This window comes from Pontibacter aydingkolensis (assembly GCF_019443125.1).
Lineage (GTDB): Bacteria > Bacteroidota > Bacteroidia > Cytophagales > Hymenobacteraceae > Pontibacter > Pontibacter aydingkolensis.
In genome coordinates, this window is record NZ_JAHYXK010000003.1 from 178,143 (window position 1) to 197,616 (window position 19,474).

General features: G+C 45.7%; 16 protein-coding genes and 1 pseudogene. 4 read left to right on the forward strand and 13 right to left on the reverse strand.

The window, feature by feature from the left end; all coding sequences use genetic code 11:
* Nucleotides 1-113: 113 nt before the first annotated feature.
* From K0O23_RS05310 to cmk, 5 genes are all read right to left on the reverse strand, one after another.
* Nucleotides 114-1,316 carry a PQQ-dependent sugar dehydrogenase gene (locus K0O23_RS05310; RefSeq protein ID WP_219876356.1) on the reverse strand — a complete coding sequence of 401 codons (1,203 nt, stop codon included), beginning with the start codon at nt 1,314-1,316 and terminating at the stop codon, nt 114-116.
* A gap of 100 nt (nt 1,317-1,416) precedes the next feature.
* Nucleotides 1,417-2,220: an alpha/beta fold hydrolase gene (locus tag K0O23_RS05315; protein WP_219876357.1), complete on the reverse strand. Its 804-nt coding sequence runs from the start codon at nt 2,218-2,220 to the stop codon at nt 1,417-1,419.
* 186 nt (nt 2,221-2,406) lie between these two features.
* Nucleotides 2,407-2,949 (reverse strand): DUF502 domain-containing protein, encoded by a 543-nt coding sequence (locus K0O23_RS05320; protein ID WP_219876358.1) that lies wholly within the window; start codon nt 2,947-2,949, stop codon nt 2,407-2,409.
* 79 nt (nt 2,950-3,028) lie between these two features.
* Nucleotides 3,029-3,919, reverse strand: a complete 891-nt coding sequence (locus K0O23_RS05325; RefSeq protein ID WP_219876359.1) for a 4-hydroxy-3-methylbut-2-enyl diphosphate reductase — start codon at nt 3,917-3,919, stop codon at nt 3,029-3,031.
* Between the two features lie 11 nt (nt 3,920-3,930).
* A complete protein-coding gene (cmk, locus tag K0O23_RS05330; protein ID WP_219876360.1) occupies nt 3,931-4,638 on the reverse strand; it encodes a (d)CMP kinase in 708 nt (235 codons plus the stop codon).
* 262 nt (nt 4,639-4,900) lie between these two features.
* Here cmk and ade point away from each other — a divergent pair, with 262 nt between their 5' ends.
* Both ade and K0O23_RS05340 read left to right on the forward strand, forming a co-directional pair.
* Nucleotides 4,901-6,535: an adenine deaminase gene (ade, locus tag K0O23_RS05335; protein WP_219876361.1), complete on the forward strand. Its 1,635-nt coding sequence runs from the start codon at nt 4,901-4,903 to the stop codon at nt 6,533-6,535.
* A gap of 54 nt (nt 6,536-6,589) precedes the next feature.
* Nucleotides 6,590-7,438: a sulfite exporter TauE/SafE family protein gene (locus tag K0O23_RS05340; RefSeq protein WP_219876362.1), complete on the forward strand. Its 849-nt coding sequence runs from the start codon at nt 6,590-6,592 to the stop codon at nt 7,436-7,438.
* Between the two features lie 192 nt (nt 7,439-7,630).
* On the opposite strand, the gene K0O23_RS05345 is transcribed toward K0O23_RS05340, so the two are convergent.
* Together K0O23_RS05345 and K0O23_RS05350 are read right to left on the reverse strand one after the other, a co-directional pair.
* Nucleotides 7,631-8,053: a response regulator gene (locus K0O23_RS05345; RefSeq protein ID WP_219876363.1), complete on the reverse strand. Its 423-nt coding sequence runs from the start codon at nt 8,051-8,053 to the stop codon at nt 7,631-7,633.
* A gap of 207 nt (nt 8,054-8,260) precedes the next feature.
* A pseudogene (locus K0O23_RS05350) lies at nt 8,261-9,244 on the reverse strand (PLP-dependent cysteine synthase family protein); the annotation flags it as partial.
* Nucleotides 9,245-9,563: 319 nt separating this feature from the next.
* Between K0O23_RS05350 and sucD the strand changes: the two are divergent.
* Entirely contained in the window at nt 9,564-10,454 is an 891-nt protein-coding gene (gene sucD, locus K0O23_RS05355) for a succinate--CoA ligase subunit alpha (protein WP_219876365.1), read from the forward strand.
* Between the two features lie 347 nt (nt 10,455-10,801).
* Here sucD and K0O23_RS05360 read toward each other — a convergent pair whose 3' ends face one another.
* On the reverse strand, nt 10,802-11,275 hold the full coding sequence (locus K0O23_RS05360) for a Dps family protein (RefSeq protein ID WP_219876366.1): 474 nt from the start codon (nt 11,273-11,275) through the stop codon (nt 10,802-10,804).
* Nucleotides 11,276-11,432: 157 nt separating this feature from the next.
* Between K0O23_RS05360 and K0O23_RS05365 the strand changes: the two genes are divergently transcribed.
* Nucleotides 11,433-12,392, forward strand: a complete 960-nt coding sequence (locus tag K0O23_RS05365) for a LysR substrate-binding domain-containing protein (protein WP_219876367.1) — start codon at nt 11,433-11,435, stop codon at nt 12,390-12,392.
* A gap of 424 nt (nt 12,393-12,816) precedes the next feature.
* On the opposite strand, the gene rny is transcribed toward K0O23_RS05365, so the two are convergent.
* From rny to K0O23_RS05390, 5 genes are all read right to left on the reverse strand, one after another.
* Nucleotides 12,817-14,382 (reverse strand): ribonuclease Y, encoded by a 1,566-nt coding sequence (rny, locus tag K0O23_RS05370; RefSeq protein WP_219876368.1) that lies wholly within the window; start codon nt 14,380-14,382, stop codon nt 12,817-12,819.
* A gap of 120 nt (nt 14,383-14,502) precedes the next feature.
* On the reverse strand, nt 14,503-14,790 hold the full coding sequence (locus tag K0O23_RS05375; RefSeq protein ID WP_219876369.1) for a cell division protein ZapA: 288 nt from the start codon (nt 14,788-14,790) through the stop codon (nt 14,503-14,505).
* Nucleotides 14,791-14,868: 78 nt separating this feature from the next.
* Nucleotides 14,869-15,165: a hypothetical protein gene (locus tag K0O23_RS05380; protein WP_219876370.1), complete on the reverse strand. Its 297-nt coding sequence runs from the start codon at nt 15,163-15,165 to the stop codon at nt 14,869-14,871.
* Between the two features lie 4 nt (nt 15,166-15,169).
* Nucleotides 15,170-17,587, reverse strand: a complete 2,418-nt coding sequence (pheT, locus tag K0O23_RS05385) for a phenylalanine--tRNA ligase subunit beta (protein ID WP_219876371.1) — start codon at nt 17,585-17,587, stop codon at nt 15,170-15,172.
* Between the two features lie 1,080 nt (nt 17,588-18,667).
* The gene (locus tag K0O23_RS05390) at nt 18,668-19,282 is read right to left on the reverse strand and encodes a DUF1684 domain-containing protein (protein WP_219876372.1); all 615 of its coding nucleotides are present in this window, start codon (nt 19,280-19,282) and stop codon (nt 18,668-18,670) included.
* Nucleotides 19,283-19,474 lie beyond the last annotated feature (192 nt).

The following is a 19,474-nucleotide window of genomic DNA, read 5'->3' on the forward strand; positions in this document are numbered from 1 at the left end:
GTAACATGAATGATGAAATATTAATGAGAATTTTCAGAATAAAAGTATAAATAAGTTACACCTTCACTTATGAGGCAACCATCATTTATACACTAATAATTCATCATTTGTAATTATTTATTGTAGTTGATCCTGTAAACAGCGTCATTTTTATCGTCAGATACAAGCAAGGCGCCATCCGGCATCACCAGCACATCCACTGGGCGGCCCCAGTCGTCCTGCCCCTGTAACCAGCCTTCGGCAAATGGTTCGTATGATGTAGCGTTTCCGTTACCATCCAGTTTAACCTGCATTATTCTGTAACCTGATTTTTCGGAGCGGTTCCAGGAGCCGTGCTCTGCGATAAGAATTGTGTTCTTATACTCTTGCGGAAACATGTTGCCGGTGTAGAATTTTATTCCCAACGGAGCTACGTGTGCTCCCAGGTTTTGCACCGGTTTTACAAACTCCCTGCAATTTCGCTTATTGCCGAATTCCGGATCGGCTATATCACCGCCATGGCAGTATGGGTAACCAAAGTGCTGGCCTTTTTGCGTAGCGCGGTTCAACTCGCATGGTGGAATATTATCGCCCATCATATCGCGGCCATTGTCAGTAAAGTACAGGTTTTTAGTTTGCGGATGCCAGTCGAAGCCTACTGTGTTGCGTACGCCCTGCGCATATACTTCCAACCCTGATCCATCGGCATTCATGCGGGCAATGCTGGCATAAATGGGTTTGTCTTTGTTTTCGCAGATGTTGCAGGGCGCACCAACAGGCACGTACAACTTCCCATCAGGCCCAAAAGCGATATACTTCCAGCCGTGGTGGAGGTCTGTGGGCAGTTTGTCGTTTACCACCTCATACTTTGGCTTCTTGCGGTAGTTATTTTCTATGTTCGGGTACTTGAGGATGCGATTTATCTCAGCCACATACAGGTCGCCGTTGCGGATGGCCACGCCGTTTGGAGTATTCAGGCCAGAGGCTACTTCAATTACCTCTTCTGCCCTGCCGTCCTTGTTTTTATCTACAATGGCAAAAACCTTATCGTTACTCCGTGTGCCCACGAAAAGTATACCTGATGGGCTTAATGCCATTGAACGTGCGTTTTTTACGTTTCTGGCATAGTATGAGATCTTAAAGCCGGCTGGCAATTTTATCTTACTAAGGTTGGCGTCTGTTGGTTCCGGCTCTTCAGCGCTGGCAGCAGCATCCTGTTTTACGGCTTTAAGCTCGGTTGCATTTTCAGTGTCACCGGCAGTGTTATCGGAAGAGCAGCCAACTGTAAGACTTAGAAGTATAAAACAGCATAACAAAAGGCTTAGTGGATTTTTCATGGTTTGCAGGAGGTTATGAAAGAGTATAAGTATAAAACGGCTATAGGTTATAGCCAAAGTATAAAAAGCGGCTTTGTTAGAGCATAAAACACATTGTAATTTAAGTCGTTCGTTTACGGTGCAGCAGTTCGGCTACATCGTTAAGCAAATTAGAATGCCCGGCTTTTAGCACTACCAGTTCGCCCTGGTCCAGGGCATTTACAAATACACCAACCCGCTTCGGAGAGATGATCTGATCATACTCCCCCAGAAACATTGTAACCGGAATTTTATACTTGTTTAACAGTTTAACAATGTGCCGGATGTCGAAGTTTAGCTCCCGGAAACCGATCCAGCTACGGTATACACGCAGGCGCTTCGTGGTGCTGTCCATCTGGTAATGGGCAAATCTGATAAGGCTTTTGTGCACCATATTATACTTATCGAGCATCCGCAGTAAACCAAAGAACATTTCTGGCTTTACTACTGTGCGTTTAAACAGCTGTTGCAGCCAACCAGGGTAAGTAGCAATGTTATACCAAAAACTCGTTTTGATTCCGTCAGGGGCAATCAGAAAAAGCTCTTCAATTCGATCAGGCATCGTTTCTACAAGCGTAAGTGCAAATTTGCCTCCCATGCTAAATCCCATCAACGAGAACTTAGCTATGTTATACTTTCCCAGAAAGTGGGTAACTATCTCGTAAAGGTAAGACTTTGTAAGCGGGAGATCGTTTTTGTGTAAAGTGCTGCCCCCATGAAAGAATAGGTCGAAAGCGTAAATAGTGTAGTCACTGCCCAGTGCCCGTTCCATACTTTGATAATAGGCACTGCTCTGCCCGTACCCATGAAAAGCAAGCAGTACCTTATCTCCATGCCCGATAACCCGGTAATGTAGCTTAGATCTGTCTTTAAGAATAAAAGGCATTTTAAGTTAGAGAGTTTGGGAGTTATAAAGTTAAAGAGTTGTACTGAGCTTTAAGGCTAAAAGGTTATTAGATTAGTAGATGGAGGCAAATTTTAAAAGCAGGTCCAAAAGCGTTTCTATCAACCGTCACATCATCCTAACTTTTTAATTTTCTAACTCCCAAACTCTCTAACTCATTCAACTCTTTCAGAGTTTAGATACACCTCCTGATACGATGAACTTCATGATCTCGCTGCTGGGCACGTCCAGAAACGTAACATTACGAAGCGGCACCAGGAACAGCTCACCTGAGAAGTTATAGGAGTGCGGAAAGTACACAGCTACTTTGTCCTGGCAGTCTACACTTATAATGGTTTCCTGGGTTACAAATCCGAATTTATGGTTATCAGAATCTTCCGACATTTTTACCATCACCGGTTTGTTAAACTTCTGGTTATCGCCTACAAATGCATCAAACAGGTCTTTTATACTGGAGTAGATAATACTTACCAGCGGCACTTTATGAAATAGCCGCTCCGTGATAATGAAAAACGGCTTTACAAGGAAAGATGATCCTATGAACCCGACCAGTGTTAGTAGAGCCACCATCAGCAAAATGCCCAGTCCTGGTATACCTATATCAAATAGCCCATCCAGCCAGTCTATAATGGCTACCACTATCCAAACAGTAAGGGTAAAAGGGGCTATAATTAATAACCCATTGAGGAAATATCCGAATAAACGTCTCATATTGTTATGGTCACAAAAAAGGCTTTGCCGAAGCAAAGCCTAAATTAGCAAAAATGGTTTATAGTATAAATGACATGTTTTATACTGTTGCCAGGCTTAGGTTTTCTATATAGGTAGCTACCCGTTGCATCAGCCACATAGGTGTAGAAGTTGCCCCGCAGATGCCAACACTTGCAGCATTTGCGAACCACTCTGGCTGCAGTTCCTGCTCGTTCTCTACAAAGTAGCTGTTGGGGTTGTGCTGTTTGCACACGCTGTAAAGCGCTTTCCCGTTCGAGCTTTTCTTGCCACTTACAAAAACCAGCACATCATGCTCTGTAGAGAACTTCGCCAATTGTGGCTCACGGTTAGATACCTGGCGGCAGATGCTGTCGTTGGCATTAAACAGCGGCTGCGTACTATCCGCGTTTGCCTGCTTTATACGCTCTTCTATCAGCTCTTTAATATGGTAAAAGCCTTTGGTGCTCTTGGTTGTCTGGCTAAACAAGGTAACAGGTCGAGTAAAGTCGATCTTGTCAAGGTCTTCTTCAGTAGTTACGATAATGGCCTCATCGCCTGTCTGGCCTGCCAGCCCGATAACCTCTGCGTGCCCCACCTGCCCGTATATTACGATCTGGCTGGCTTCGCTTAGGCCGCTGTCGTAAGCATGCTTTACGCGGTTCTGTAGCTTTAATACTACCGGGCAAGAGGCATCAACCAGCTCTATGTTATTCTCAAGCGCCAGCTTATACGTTTCAGGAGGCTCGCCGTGTGCTCTTATAAGTACTTTGCAATCGCGCAGCTCTTTTAGTTGCTCACGGTCTATAATGCGCAGGCCCTTTTCGTAAAGGCGCTGTACTTCCATACTGTTATGCACAATATCGCCTAGGCAATATAGTTCTTCGCAATTCTCCATTTCGTCCTCAGCCATCTGTATGGCGAATTCCACGCCAAAGCAATAGCCTGAGTTTTTATCGATGGTTACTTTCATGATCTTTTACTTCAAACCTGATTTACGGCCTTCTCTTCTTCGCTGATGAGCGCAGATGTTACCTTTTCCAGCACAAAATCTACCTGCTCATCTATCGTCATGTGCGATGTATCCAGCAAGGCGGCATCCTTGGCACGACGTAACGGGCTTTCTTCTCTGGTAGAGTCTATATGGTCGCGCTTTTGCAGGTTCTGCTTAATTTCGCCTAAGTTAACTAACTGCTTCTTTTCCAGCAATTCTACCTGCCGGCGTTTGGCACGTGTATCTACATCGGCGGTCATAAAGATCTTTACCTCTGCATCCGGGAAAACAGCTGTGCCAATGTCGCGCCCATCCATTACCACACCGCGCTTTTTGCCCATCTTCTGTTGCTGCGACACCATAGCACGGCGCACCTCAGCTACTACGCTTACCTCACTTACCTGGTTAGAGATATACATCTTGCGTATTTCATCTTCAACATTCAGGCCATTTAAGAAAACTTCGTTCCGATTGGTCTTTGGATTGTAGTGAAAATCTATCTCAATGTTACTAAGCGCCTCTTTAACTTCTTTAGGGTTGGTAAGCGACACGTGATGATCGAGAAAGTATAATGTAACCGCACGGTACATAGCGCCGGTATCAATGTAGGCATAGCCAAGTGCTGCTGCCACTAATTTTGCCGTAGTGCTTTTACCGCATGAGGAATAGCCGTCGAGTGCGATTACGATCTTCTTCATAGAGAGAAAATAAAAAGGAAATTAGTTAGAGTCGCAAGGGCAAGGCTGGTTACCGCGCTTGCTCTTTTTCTGGTACTTAGCCGTTTTTTTCTGCTGAGGAGTCTTAGTGGAACAACCAGCCAACGGACCAGTGGCCAGGAAGCACGCTAAAACCAAATATGAAATATACTTTCTCAAAACGACTGAATTTAATGCAAATATAAAGTAATTTAACGTTTTAAGCCTTATGGCAAGGCAATAAATCATAACAAAACACAGCACCATGCACGTAGACTTTACCGTTTCCGGACATATCATCGATATACAGCAGCAAGATATCTACACCGGCACTGTTCATGTGTCAAACGGCCGCATTTCTAAAATAGTTCGTGAGGCAACAGATGCCAACAATTATATTTTACCGGGCTTTGTAGATGCTCACGTGCACGTAGAAAGCTCTATGTTAGTACCCAGCGAGTTTGCACGACTGGCTGTTCCGCATGGCACCGTGGCTACCGTTTCGGACCCCCACGAAATTGGCAATGTGCTTGGCCTTGAGGGCGTAGAGTACATGATAGAGAACGGTAACAAGGTGCCATTTAAGTTTTACTTTGGTGCCCCGTCCTGTGTTCCGGCCACTCCTTTCGAGACAGCAGGCGCTGAGATAACGGCTGCAGACATTGAGAAATTATTTCAGCGCGATGAAGTAAAGTACCTCGCAGAAATGATGAATTGGCCTGGCGTGCTTAACCGCGACCCGGATGTGATGAAGAAGATCGCCCTGGCGCAAAAGTATAATAAAGCTGTCGACGGACACGCTCCTGGCTTAAGAGGCGAGCAAGCCGCGCAATATGCAGCAGCCGGCATTACCACCGACCACGAGTGCTTTACTGCTGAGGAAGCTTTAAACAAACTGGCCGTTGGCATGAAGATACTGATACGCGAAGGCAGCGCTGCCAAGAACTTTGAAGCCCTGATACCGCTTTTGCCTGAGCACTACCAGAACATCATGTTCTGCTCCGACGACAAGCACCCCGACAACCTGGTAGAGGGCCACATCAACTTACTTGTAAAGCGCGCGCTGGCAAAAGGCAATGACCTGTTTCATGTGCTGCGGGCAGCCTGTGTTAACCCGGTACTGCACTACAAACTGGATGTGGGCCTGCTATGCGAAGGCGACCCGGCCGATTTTATACTTATCGATAACCCGGAAAGCTTCAACATTAAGGCAACCTACATTAACGGACAACTAGTAGCAGAACAGGGCAAATCTAAAATAGAATTTACGCCAAGCGAAGAAATCAATAACTTCGACACCGACGAGAAAGCCGCAGAGCAATTTAAAGTTGCGGCAGCCGACGCCACTAAAATCCGGGTTATAGAAGCGTATGACGGGCAATTGATAACCAAAGAAGTATGGGCAGAAGCTAAAATTGAAAACGGCTTTATTGAAGGAGATGTGGAGAAAGACGTGCTGAAACTGGCCGTGGTAAACCGTTACGAAAACACGATACCGGCTGTGGCATTTATCAAAAACGTAGGTTTAAAGGAAGGTGCCATTGCCTCATCTGTTGGCCACGATTCGCATAACATTATTGCCGTAGGTGTGGATGATGAAAGTTTAGCCAGAGCCGTTAACTTAATTATACAGGCAAAAGGCGGAGTGGCTGCTGTAGGTTTGGGCAGAGAAGAGTTGCTGCCGCTGCCGGTGGCCGGCATTATGTCGGCGCAGGACGGGTATAAGGTAGCAGAAGCTTATTCGGCTATAGACAAAATGAGCAAAGAGATGGGCAGCAAACTGGAGTCTCCGTTCATGACACTTTCGTTTATGGCGCTGCTTGTTATACCTTCGCTTAAACTCAGCGATAAAGGTTTATTTAACGGAGATGTGTTTCAGTTCGTACCAGTAGCAGAGTAGTTGTTGCATCATAGCAAAGTATAAACCTAGTTAGCCCAGGCTGGGCTGCAATTAATGGAGGAGCTTATCCTTTTTCTTGTTGGCGTTCTGGTTAGCGCGTTTGGTACGATCATTGGGTTTGGCGGTGGTGTATTCATGGTGCCTATCCTTATCATTTTCTTTGGATACAACATCGAAATCGCTATCGGGTCTACGATGGCTGCGCTGGTTCCGGCCTCTGTAATCGCCTCCGTTTTTAACCTCCGCGATAGAAGTATAGACTATGTGGTAGGTACCCTGATACAGTTGCCTGCCGTGGTGGGTACCGTACTGGGGGCGTTTATGGTAGCTTTTATGCCAGTGTTTAAGCTGCAGTTTATTTTTGCGATGTTTGTTGTAGCCATAGGCGCTACCATGTTCACCCCCAAAAAGAAAAAGACCAGATCTAAACGTTCCGGGGTAATGTACCGCATGCGCCGGGTGCCTACATCGTTTATCCGCAAGAACCGGGCAAAGCATCTGGCTTACAGAATCAACGGCGGTTTGGTATCTACATTTGGTTTTATTTCCGGTGTTATGGCGGGCCTTTTTGGGATCGGGGGCGGCTTTGTACAAACCCCTGCCATGATCAAACTATTCCGGATACCACCGCAAATAGCCACCTCTACCTCGCTGTTTATACTTGTGATCACAAGTTTTACCGGGCTTATAAGCCACTTTTTATTAGGCAACGTGATGTGGAGCCGTAGCCTGCCCCTTGTAGCTGCTTTTGCCCTGGGTGCTTTAGGTGGCAATCTGGTAAAAAAGAGAAGAGGGCCTCAGGGGTTAAAAATGGAAAAACTGATCGGGATAGGCTTACTTCTGGCTGGTGCTGGTGTGTTGCTTAACCTGGCCATCAAGTCAAATTTCGGTTTCTCTTTTTAAGCTGCATCTATTGTTGTTTTGCAGACGTTTGGCATCACTCTGCCGCGAGCTTTCAATTCGTGGCAGTGTATGAGCAAAGATGTAACAGGCCTTAAAATGTAAAGTGCTTTTGCAGGAAGCTATCCTGAGGCACCTTAAAAACAAAAGCCAACCGCTGCAGCAGTTGGCCTCTTAAAACCCGGGTTTTACTTATTATACTTTAAAGTGCTTATCCAGCAGGTCTTTTACCTTTTCTATACTTAAGGGTTTGGTAAGATATTCGGCTGAGTACTTTTTTGAGGTTTCTGTATCCTGCGGATGCGTGGAACTGGTAAGCACGGCAAGCACAATATTTTCCCTGAAGTCGGCGTCGAGTCGTTCATACAGATCCAGCATTTCAAATCCGTCCATTACCGGCATATTGATGTCCAGAAAAATCAACTGTGGCTTAAAGTAATTTTCTGTATCGGCGTCGTAGTTATTGTTGCTGATGTTATACAGATAATCAAAAGCCTGCTTCCCGTTCACGAAAGTGCGTATGTTCTCTGTTACTCCCAACCTCTCGAGCAGGCGGCGATTCAGAAAATTGGTAGTTTCATCGTCGTCTATAAGTAAGACTCCTGATAACTTTTTCATGATGGGTTAAATACTAAAAAATGGTGCTACTACCTATTGCATTTTAAAAGACCAGGCAGAGCCAGTTTGCAAATAGTAAAGCAAAACTATACATAATTATGAAAAATCAAACCTGATATCAAGCAAGATAGAAATTACTTTAGATAGAATTAAAAAGCCTGAAATGTTAATTCAGGCTTTTATTAGTTTCTTTAGCGTAAGCACTTAGTCAATGTAACCTTGCGCACGCATCCAGTCGTCGTTGTATATTTTGCCAAGATAACGGGTACCATGGTCAGGCAACAACACTACCACTACGTCGTTCTCAGTAAGGTTGTTTTCGCGGATGTACTCCAACGCACCGTACACAGCCGTACCGCAAGACCAGCCCACAAAAAGACCTTCTTCTTTTGCCAGTCTTCTTGTCATTACGGCACCGTCTTTATCAGTTACCTTTACAAACTGATCGATTACGTCAAAATCTACGTTCTTTGGCAGAATATCCTCACCGATACCTTCTGTGGCATATGAATAGATTTCGTTCTCATCAAAAACACCAGTCTCTTTATACTTCTTGAAAACAGAACCATACGTATCGATACCGATTGTTTTTATGTTCGGGTTCTTTTCCTTCAGATACCTGGATATACCGGTAACAGTTCCGCCCGTACCCACACCAGTTATAAAATGCGTTATTTTACCTTCCGTCTGTTCCCAGATTTCCGGGCCGGTGCTCTCGTAATGAGCCGCCCAGTTAGACATGTTGTCGTACTGGTTAGGGTAAAACGAGTTTGGGATCTCCTCGTTCAGTCGCTTTGCTACCGAGTAGTATGAATCCGGGTGGTCAGGAGACACATTTGTAGGGCATACTACAACCTCAGCTCCTACCGCACGCAGGATATCCATTTTCTCCTTACTCTGCTTATCAGCTAGTGTAAAGATACATTTGTAACCTTTGGCGATAGCAGCCAGGGCAAGGCCCATACCAGTGTTGCCTGAGGTACCTTCTATTATTGTACCGCCCGGCTTAAGAATACCAGCTTTCTCAGCATCTTCTATCATTTTGACAGCCATGCGATCTTTTACAGAGTTGCCCGGGTTCAGGTACTCTACTTTAGCCAGAACAGTAGCCTTAACGCCTTTTGTTACGTTGTTTAGCTTTACTAAGGGTGTGTTACCGATGGCCTCGGTAATATGATTCAGATATTTCATCAAGCTCAATTTTGATTTTGGTGCAAAGGTAAGAAATTTAAATAAATGTAGAAGGTTAAGGTAATAAGCTTATGCCTGTTACAACCTATTACCTCCTGCGCAAGGTTTAGCACCGCATTAGCATGCCATAAGCAAAAAAACTGCTACTCTAAACCTGCATGCATACTTAACCAACAGGCAGATAGGCATATCTTGTTCCGGTAATTAGTATACTTTGTTCCTATATTAGCCTTAACTATTTTTTGTAAGCGCCATAAAAAAGCCTATTTTTGCACATCCTTATAGTTCGACCTGTTTTTACAAACTAAAAAAGATACACATGAGTGTTTTAGTAAATAAAGATTCGAAAGTGATCGTGCAGGGCTTCACTGGCTCTGAAGGTTCTTTTCATGCTTCTCAAATGATCGAGTATGGCACCAACGTAGTAGGTGGCGTAACTCCGGGCAAAGGTGGCAACAACCACTTAGACCTTCCTGTTTTTAATACAGTAGAAGAGGCCGTTAAAAGAACCGGCGCTGATGTATCTATCATCTTCGTTCCGCCTGCTTTCGCTGCAGACGCCATCATGGAAGCTGCTGACGCTGGCATTAAGGTGATCGTGGCTATTACAGAGGGTATTCCTGTAAAAGACATGGTAATGGCTAAAAACTACCTGAAAGGAAAAGACATTACACTTATCGGACCTAACTGCCCGGGTGTTATTACGCCAGGCGAGGCAAAGGTTGGTATCATGCCAGGTTTCGTATTTAAGCCAGGTCGTATTGGTATCGTGTCTAAGTCTGGTACGTTAACCTATGAGGCCGCTGACCAGATCGTGAAGGCTGGCCTTGGTATCTCTACAGCTATCGGTATCGGTGGCGACCCGATTATCGGAACGCCTACAAAAGATGCGGTTCAGTTGCTGATGGAAGATCCTGAGACAGATGCGATTGTAATGATCGGTGAGATTGGTGGTAACTATGAGGCAATGGCTTCTAAGTATATCAGTGAGTCTGGTAACAAGAAGCCTGTAGTTGGTTTTATCGCAGGCCAGACTGCTCCTGCTGGTCGCCGTATGGGCCACGCTGGTGCTATTGTTGGCGGTGCTGACGATACTGCCGCTGCTAAGATGAAGATCATGCGTGAGAACGGTATCCATGTGGTAGATTCTCCTGCAGAGATCGGTGAAGCCATGGTAGCTGCACTTCAGCAGGCCGGCATCACTGCTTAATCAAAGCACTTATACTTTAAAGTATAGACCATAAGAAAGGCTGCCCCGCAAAGGCAGCCTTTTTACTTTTGTCAGGATTATACCTTGCCTTACCTAAAGTATACTTTATACTTTTAACGCTATTGCTGGTGCTTTTACACTAGCTGTAAGGTTGCCAAACTGTTGTTTCAGGCATACTTGTCCGTAACTTATTCTGTCCCAAATTTCTTAGTCCGCGTAACGTTGAGGTTAATCTTTGTGGACCAGGAAGTCCCCGGCAGAGAGCTTTCGGACTTGGAAGTCCGAAAGAGCATAAGAATTTTCCCTCCTTTGTCTTTTATCAAATTGTCCTTTGTCACAAAGTCAATTTAGCTCAGGAAGGCATTCAGCATCCATAGCGTTTTCTCATTTTCATTTATATCCTCACTTATCAGCCCTACTGTACCTTCGTCGCCGGTTTCTGCTGCCAGAATCAGTATCTCACGCTCCAGGTTAAGCAGCACGGTCAGGTTTTCGTGGGTAGCTCTAACGGTTTCCGTATCGCCACTTAGGCTGCCAGCCTCTTTTATACTTGCCACCCGCACATAGTCGGAGAAAGTATGTAGTGGTGTTTGCCCTATCGTGAGAATGCGTTCTGCAATCTCGTCTATCTTGGTTAAGGCAGCATTGTACAGCTCCTCAAACTTAGCGTGCAATTGAAAGAAGTGTACACCCTTAATATTCCAATGAAAGCCACGTAGGTTCTGATAGTATAAATGATAGTTTGCCAGCAGTTCGTTTAGCTTATCAGCTATCTCTTTACTGTCAGTTTTCTGTAGTCCAATCTGGTTTAACTTATTCATAGTTGCCATGGTTTTAGATGTTGGTTTTTACAAAATTGGTTGATATTAAAATATAGATCAAATTGATATAGTTTATACTTACATTGATAACACTTATAAACTATATTTGTTCTACTGTTACCTGACGCTAATATACTATACACCTGTATCCAAAAAAATGACATTAGTACAGCTAGAATATTTAATTGCAGTAGATACGTACCGCCATTTCTCAACTGCGGCAGATCATTGCTTTGTAACGCAACCAACGCTTAGCATGCAGCTGCAAAAGCTGGAAGAGGAATTAGGTGTGCAGCTTTTTGACCGCAGCCGTGTACCGGTTCGCCCAACCGAAATAGGAAAAGAGATCATTGCCCAGGCACGCGTTGTAATTGCTGAGTCTAAAAAGATACAGGAGATCGTGCAAAGCCAGAAGCTTGAACTATCCGGTGAGCTGAAGATTGGCGTGATACCTACCCTGGCTCCCTACCTGATTCCGCTGTTCATTACAAACTTTCTGCAGAAGCACCCTAATGTGCAGGTAGTAGTGCAGGAGCTGCTCACAAACGAGATAGTAGAAAAACTGAAATATGAGATCCTGGATGTAGGCCTGCTGGTTACGCCCCTCGAAGATAAAAGTATAAAGGAGATACCACTGTTCTACGAAGCATTTGTAAGCTACATTAACCCAAACCACCCGCTGGCAAAGTATAAAAGTATAAAACCCGACCAATTGGATCTGGACGAACTGTGGGTATTAAACGAAGGCCATTGCTTCCGGAGCCAGGTACTGAACATCTGTAACCGTGGCGGCAGCACTGCATCGCAACATAGTAACCTCGACTATAAAAGCGGCTCCCTGGAAACCCTTAAACGTATAGTAGAAACGCAGCACGGCCTTACATTACTCCCAGAGCTCTCGGTATTGGAGATGCCTGAGCAAAAACGCGCACTGGTGCATACTTTTCAGGAACCGCAGCCCCTGCGCGAGGTTAGCTTGGTGGTACACCGTAGCTTTTTAAAAAAGAAGCTGATAGAAGCGCTACAACAGGAAATTATAGCTGCAGTACCGGAGGAGATCAGAAATAGAAAAAAAGAGCAGGTAGTGGCAGTGGGACCACAGATTAAAGGGACTTGATTGATTATTAAGACTTTTCTGCACCAAGTCCAATTGCCCCTCCTTATCCAATAAAGGAACTTCTGATATAGCTTTAATAAAAGTATAAGTTCTATGGTATGTGCTTAACCTCCCTTCTACCAAGATCTTTAACAGGATGACAAAGAGGAATGGCCAATCCATGGTGATGACATAAGAAGCAATAGTAGCAGACTCCCCTCCTTGGACTAGTGAGAACGGGAGTTCGGAACTAGCGGGCATAGCTCTGAGGGGCAGGGGTGGTTGGACCAGGTACTGCATAAGAGGAAATCTATCAAATCAATTAAATCCCCATTAATCTGTGGTCAAGATCCCCTTAATCACCGGTCCTTAAGCCGTGGTCAAATAAAAACCGCCTGCCACAAACGTAGCAGGCGGTTTTACAGTTTATACTTTGGCTAAAAAGTTACTTTGCGTAGCTGATGGCGCGCATCTCACGGATAACCGTGATCTTGATCTGGCCAGGATACTGCATTTCTTTCTCAATTTTCTGAGAGATATCAAACGACAGCTGTGCTGCTTTCTCATCGGTAACGTTATCAGCGTCAACCATAATGCGAAGCTCACGACCAGCCTGGATAGCATAGCACTGGTTAACACCTTCAAAAGAAACAGCAGCTGCTTCCAAATCTTTCAAACGCTTGATGTACGATTCCATGATCTCACGACGGGCACCTGGTCTAGAACCGGATATGGCGTCACAAGCCTGAATCAACGGAGAAATCATCGCCGTCATTTCGATCTCGTCGTGGTGGGCACCAATAGCGTTACAGATATCCGGATGCTCCTTATACTTTTTGGCAAGCTCCATACCGATAATCGCGTGTGGAAGTTCCGGTTCGTCTGGCGTTACTTTACCAATATCGTGCAGTAAGCCGGCGCGTTTTGCGTGCTTCACGTTAAGGCCTAGCTCTGCAGCCATGGTGGCGCAAAGGTTGGCTACCTCGCGTGAGTGCTGCAACAAGTTCTGGCCGTAAGACGAACGGAAACGCATACGTCCTACCATCTTAATCAGCTCAGGGTGCAGGCCGTGAATACCCAGGTCAATGGCAGTACGCTCACCGATCTCCACGATCTCCTCTTCAATGTTTTTGCGGGTTTTGGTAACAACCTCCTCAATGCGGGCCGGGTGAATACGGCCGTCGGCTACCAGGCGGTGCAACGACAAACGGGCAATCTCACGGCGAACAGGGTCAAAACCGGAGATAATGATGGCTTCAGGAGTATCGTCAACGATGATCTCTACACCTGTTGCTGCCTCTAAAGCACGAATGTTACGACCTTCGCGGCCAATGATCTTACCTTTAATGTCGTCGCTTTCGATATTGAAGACAGACACACAGTTCTCTATGGCGTGCTCGGCAGCCGTGCGCTGAATGGTCTCTACTACAATTTTCTTGGCTTCTTTGGTAGCGGTGAGTTTAGCTTGTGCCACTATGTCCTTCACATAGGACGATGCATGCGACTGCGCCTCGTTTTTAAGCGCTTCTACCATTTGCTCGCGGGCTTCGGCAGCGGTAAGTCCGGCAATTTTCTCCAGCTGGCCTACTACCTCCTCGTGCTGCTGCTCTACCTCCTCTTTGCGCTTCTTAAGGTGCTCCAGCTGGGTGTTCAGGTGCTCTTTTTCTTTGTTCAGTTCGTTTTCTTTGCGCTTGGCTTCTTCCATTTGCTTGGAAACGTGCTGCTCGCGCTGCTTCACTTTGTTTTCGTTCTGGATGATGATGTTCTTTTTCTTGTTCATCTCCTCCTCAAACTCCGACTTAAGCTTCAGGTATTTTTCCTTGGCCTCCAGAATGCGGTCTTTCATGATGCTTTCGCCGTTAAGCTCTGCTTCGCGAATGATGTTCTTGGCACGGTGGCGGGCAGCGTCTTCCTGCTGTTTATAGACTTTCTGTAACAGCGAACGGCCAATGTACACGCCCACTCCGAGCGCTACAACAGCCGTTACTATAATATAAAGAATAGTGGGCATAACTATAAGTTTTATGGTGTATAAAAACGTATAGCCGGTACCTGCAAAATGATAGGGATAAAGGCTCAGGGCCTAAACGAAGTATAAGTTATCTTCCGAAGTATAAATTTCTCAGATAGCCTATTTGTTTGTCGATGACAGGAGTTCGTCGAGTACATTAAGCTGCTGGCCCACTTTAGCGAGGTGAGCAGATTTCTCTTCCTCCATCTTCAGTTTCTCTACCATGGTCTCAAAAGCTACCATAGCCAGCAGATCTTGTTTGTCTTGTATACCGAACTGGTCCTTATAAAAACGCAGGCGTTCGTTCAGTAATTTTCCAACAACTCTTAATCTTTCCTCTTCCTCCTCTTTTACCCGCATCGGATACTCGCGTTCCGCGATGCGAATCTTTATAGATAATTCACTCATCCGTTGCGTTTTTTATGGTGCTGCTTACCTGCTGTTTGCTTCACTGGCTGGCTCTAAAGGAGCTTTATTACCTGATGCTTAGTCTTGTAGGTAAGCGATACACTTATCGATTTCTCTAATGTATTCGTTTAGTTTGAGCTTTAACTCTGTCGAATTTGCAGTATTTCCTGCTATCGCATCTACAATTTTAACAATATTATCCTGATTTTGAAAATTTTTTATTTGCAGCTCTTTTTCTTCTACCATACCTTCCAGGAACTTAATTTCTTCCTGAGCCTGCGCCAGCTTCTGCTGCACATCGGTATAGCGGGAGATCAGCTTGCGAAGTTTATCTTCAATCTGCTGCAGATGTTGTAATTGCGCCTCTTTTGCCATATTACTATTTGCGGATAAAAGCTCCCAGTTGTTTTTCAAATTGCTGCATCAGGCGATTCATCACACTGTCGATCACCTTATCGGTCAGGGTTTGCTGTTTATCCAGCAACGTAAAGCTAACGGCATAGGCTTTCTTGCCTGCCTCTATTTTATCGCCTTCGTACACATCGAACACGTTCACATCCTGCAGCAGCTTACGCTCGGTGCGCAGGGCAATCTGTTTTACTTGGTCGAAGGTTACATTTTTATCCAGCACTAAAGAAAGGTCGCGGCGTACTTCCGGGAATTTTGGTAACTCCTCGGCTACCAGCTTGTTTTTATACTTCTTCAGCAGGTAATCCCAGTTAAGCTCGGCATACCATACCTGCTCCTTTACCTCCATAAACTTGCAAAGTCCAGCATCCAGTAAACCTAATCGTGCTATTTCGGTACCGTTTTTCAGATAAGAGATGCCCTGGCGCATGTAGTTGTTCTGCTCCAGGTTCTGTACTTCAAACTCACCGGCGTTCAGCTTGCGCAGCACGTTCTGCACCACACCTGCCAGGTCGTGGAAAGCTGTTTTCATACTTGGCTGCTTCCAGCTTTCGGCTGTGGCATTGCCTGCCATGTATAAAGCCAGCTTGCGGCTCTCTTTATATTCACCATCCACCTGCTCGTATACTTTGCCCAATTCTACCAGCTTAGGGTCGCGCTGGCGGCGGTTAATGTTGCGGCGCAGCACCTCCAGGCCTGAGAACACCATACTTTTACGCAGCACGTCCAAGTCTTCAGAGTTATAGTTCAGTACCTTTACCAGGCTGTCCACCTCAGCCTCACCAGCTGGTTTGTAGTAGTTGGAGTTGGTAATGGAGTTGGTGATGATCTCGTTAAAGCCGTTGGCCGTAATGTAGTTCATGATCGTGTCGGTCACGTCTTCGGCGTATGGCGTTGCGAACTTGGCCAGGAAAGTAGTAGCCAGGTTCTCGTCCATCTCGATGTTGTTGAAGCCGTAGATGCGCAGAATCTCCTCCACCACATCAGCCTCGCGGGTAACATCCACTTTAAACGGCGGCACCGATAGGGTTAAATCGTTTTCAGTTTCTGCAGTAACCTCGATGCCCAGTGATGTAAGTATACTTGTGATGCGTGCCACGCCAATGTGCTGACCAATTAAAGTATGAGCACGCTCGATATTAAGTATGATTTCGCTGTTTTTGATCGGGTTTGGATACTCGTCCACAATCTCAGAAGACACCTCACCACCCGCAATTTCCTGCACCAGCAAAGCAGCACGTTTTAGGGCAGTAATTACCATGTTCGGGTCTGTGCCACGCTCGAAACGGAAAGATGCATCTGTTTTTAAACCGTGCGCCATACCTGTGCGGCGGATATAGTCCGGAGAGAAGTATGCGCTTTCGATGAAAATGCTGGTTGTTTCTTCAGAAACACCCGATTCTTCGCCACCAAAAACACCGCCAATCGCCATTGGACCTTCTGCGTCGCAGATCATCAGGTCAGTTGCCTTCAGTTTGCGCTCTACTCCGTCTAAAGTCTTTAGTATAGAACCTTCCGGTAAGGTTTTGACTACAATCTTACCGCCTCTGATCTTATCGGCATCGAAAGCGTGAAGTGGTTGCCCCAACTCATGCAGCACATAATTAGTAATATCTACAATATTATTGATCGGGGAAAGATCGATGGTGCGCAAACGCTTCTGCAGCCACTCCGGCGACGGACCAACTTTTATACCTGTAATCGTAACGCCTGCATAACGTGGGCATGCTTCTGTATTCTCTACCTCTACTGCAATAGGCTTAGCGGTATTGTTTACTTTAAAAGTATCTGTAGCCGGAAGTACAGCCGGCGTATCTAATAAAGCCTGTAGGTCGCGGGCCACACCAAAATGCGAAGCGGCATCGGCACGGTTTGGTGTTAAGCCTATTTCAAAAACTTTATCAGAGCCCAAACCAAAGAACTCGGCAGCCGGTGTTCCATTCGGCAAATCAGTGTCCAGCACCATAATGCCTGCGTGGGATGTACCAATACCAATTTCATCTTCGGCACATATCATACCTTCCGACACCTGACCACGAATCTTGGATTTCTTGATCTTAAAGGATTCTCCGCCGGAAGGGTAAAGCGTGCTGTTAACGGTTGCCACTACCACGCGCTGACCAGCTGCCACATTTGGCGCACCACACACGATCTGGCTTGGCTCTCCGTTTCCGATATCTACTGTGGTCAGGCTGAGTTTGTCTGCATCAGGGTGACGCTCACAGGCAAGTACCTCGCCCAGCACAATGCCTTCCAAACCGCCCTGCACCTGATCAAAAGTATGAATGGCCTCTACCTCCAGGCCTGCGCCAGTTAGTAACGCCCCTACTTCATCTGCAGTTTTATCTGTATGTATAAGTTGTTTAAGCCAGTCGAATGATATCAGCATGTTGTTGTTCTGTGTCTGTTAAAGTATAGCCTTTGTAATAAAAGCCAATGTTCTCCAAAATTAAGCATTATTCTTTTTAGTGCTGCATGGGAGGGTAAATTATGATGATGGTTTATACTTTGTGCTGCTTTAGTTGATCTTGTTGCTCAGGCTGGTCCTTTCTCGCCTTTTTATTGAGTTGGCTTTATTTCTCAGTCTTACTTGCCTATACTTTCTGCTATTCTTTCTAACAGGCTCTCTTCCTCAGTCTTACTTGCGTCTTATTTCATTTCTGGTTTTGGTGTGCTCACGGCCGCAAGGCCTCGTCCTTGGGCATCGCGCTGTCTATTGAAGCTGCTCCTCGCTCCGCTGCGGGCTGCTGAGCAAGCTCAGCACCGCAACAATAGAAGGCGCTCAACCCAAGGACTGGAAAGGACACTTCTTAGCTAGTGGCTGTTGCAACTGGCAAGTAATTCATATAACATTGATTCTATAAAACGAAGGCCTTTGCCAGGTGCATAAATGACGCTCCACTGTTTGAGCGTTCAGCGAGTGGGGGTAGGGGCCATCGAGAAAGGAGCGTCCCCGAATCAAGTTCGGGATGTGCCACTTGACTTTTTTGCCTACTTTTTGTGTCAAGTAGAATATCCCGAACTTGATTCGGGGACAAAAAGTAGGGCCCAGCCGGCGAGGCGAAAAGCCTGCTACGAAGAATTTAGTATTTTTAAGCAGGGTTTCCATTTCATAGCCATTGCTTAACCTCCCTTCCATCGAGATCCTTACAGGATGACAGTAAAAGAGAAAATTATACTTCCGTAGTTAAAGCTTACCTTATGATTAGCCACAAGATGGAATCTCGCGGCAGGAGATAGCGGGAGAGCGCAGTTATGCTTGGCGCTGCAGACGTGGGTAAAAGGATGTCCCCTGCAGATTGTTCGGGACTGGGAAGTCCCGAACAGCAGTGTTAAATTAATTCTGTATTATAGATAGGCGAGTCTGGAGACCCGCACCCACCCAAAGTCACGGGTTGGATACCCGCGCCAGTATCAGGAGCAAAAAAACACCCTCCCCTGTTTTTAGGGGAGGGCTGGGAAGGGGTAATTACTTCTCGTACGTCTTCTCCCCTGCAGGAATGGCTATACTTAAAAAGTTATCCTTTGGTGGCACCGGGCAAACGTAGTCTGGGTTGTAAGCGCAGAAAGGGCTGTAGGCGCGGTTAAAGTCAAGTGTTACAGTCTTAGCTCCTTCCTCAAAGGGCACATCCATGTAGCGGCCGCCGCCATAGGTCTCGAAGCCGTTGGTTTTATCGGTAAACGGCACAAACAGCTGGTCTTTTTCCTCGTTTAGTTTTTTGTAGAGTGTTAGCTTCTGCGGTTGCCCCTGTACTTCAAATTTGGCTAAGGCGTAGCGCAGGTATGGCTCGTAACTGCCATTGGTTAGTGGCATCAGCAAGGTATCTTGTTTGGCAAGCGGCTCCACCTCTGCCCTGATGAGATAATCCAGGTTTGGCTCGTAGTATACCAGGTTCTTAAAATTGCGGCGCTCATCATCATTCAAAGGGGAATTGGCCTGGCCTCTGAATGAAAGGTCTTTGTCTTCGCGCTCTTTTAACAAGGGTTTGGTGTAGTTCTCCTCGTTAAAAAAGGCATCCTTCATAAAATAGAAAAGCACCAGCACTACGCCGGCAAATATGATCAGCTTATGAGCTCGTTTCATAATAGGCAATGTTTATACTTGCAAAGGTCGGAAATTTTTGATGAGGATGGGAGGATAAATTGAACACAGGGTTCTGCTTTCACTTTTTACTTAAAAGTTGTAACTAGTATGGAGATTCAATTTATCTATTAAAATCCACAGATAAGTCGAATTGACTTTCGATTATAAATAATTATATCGACTCATTGAAAG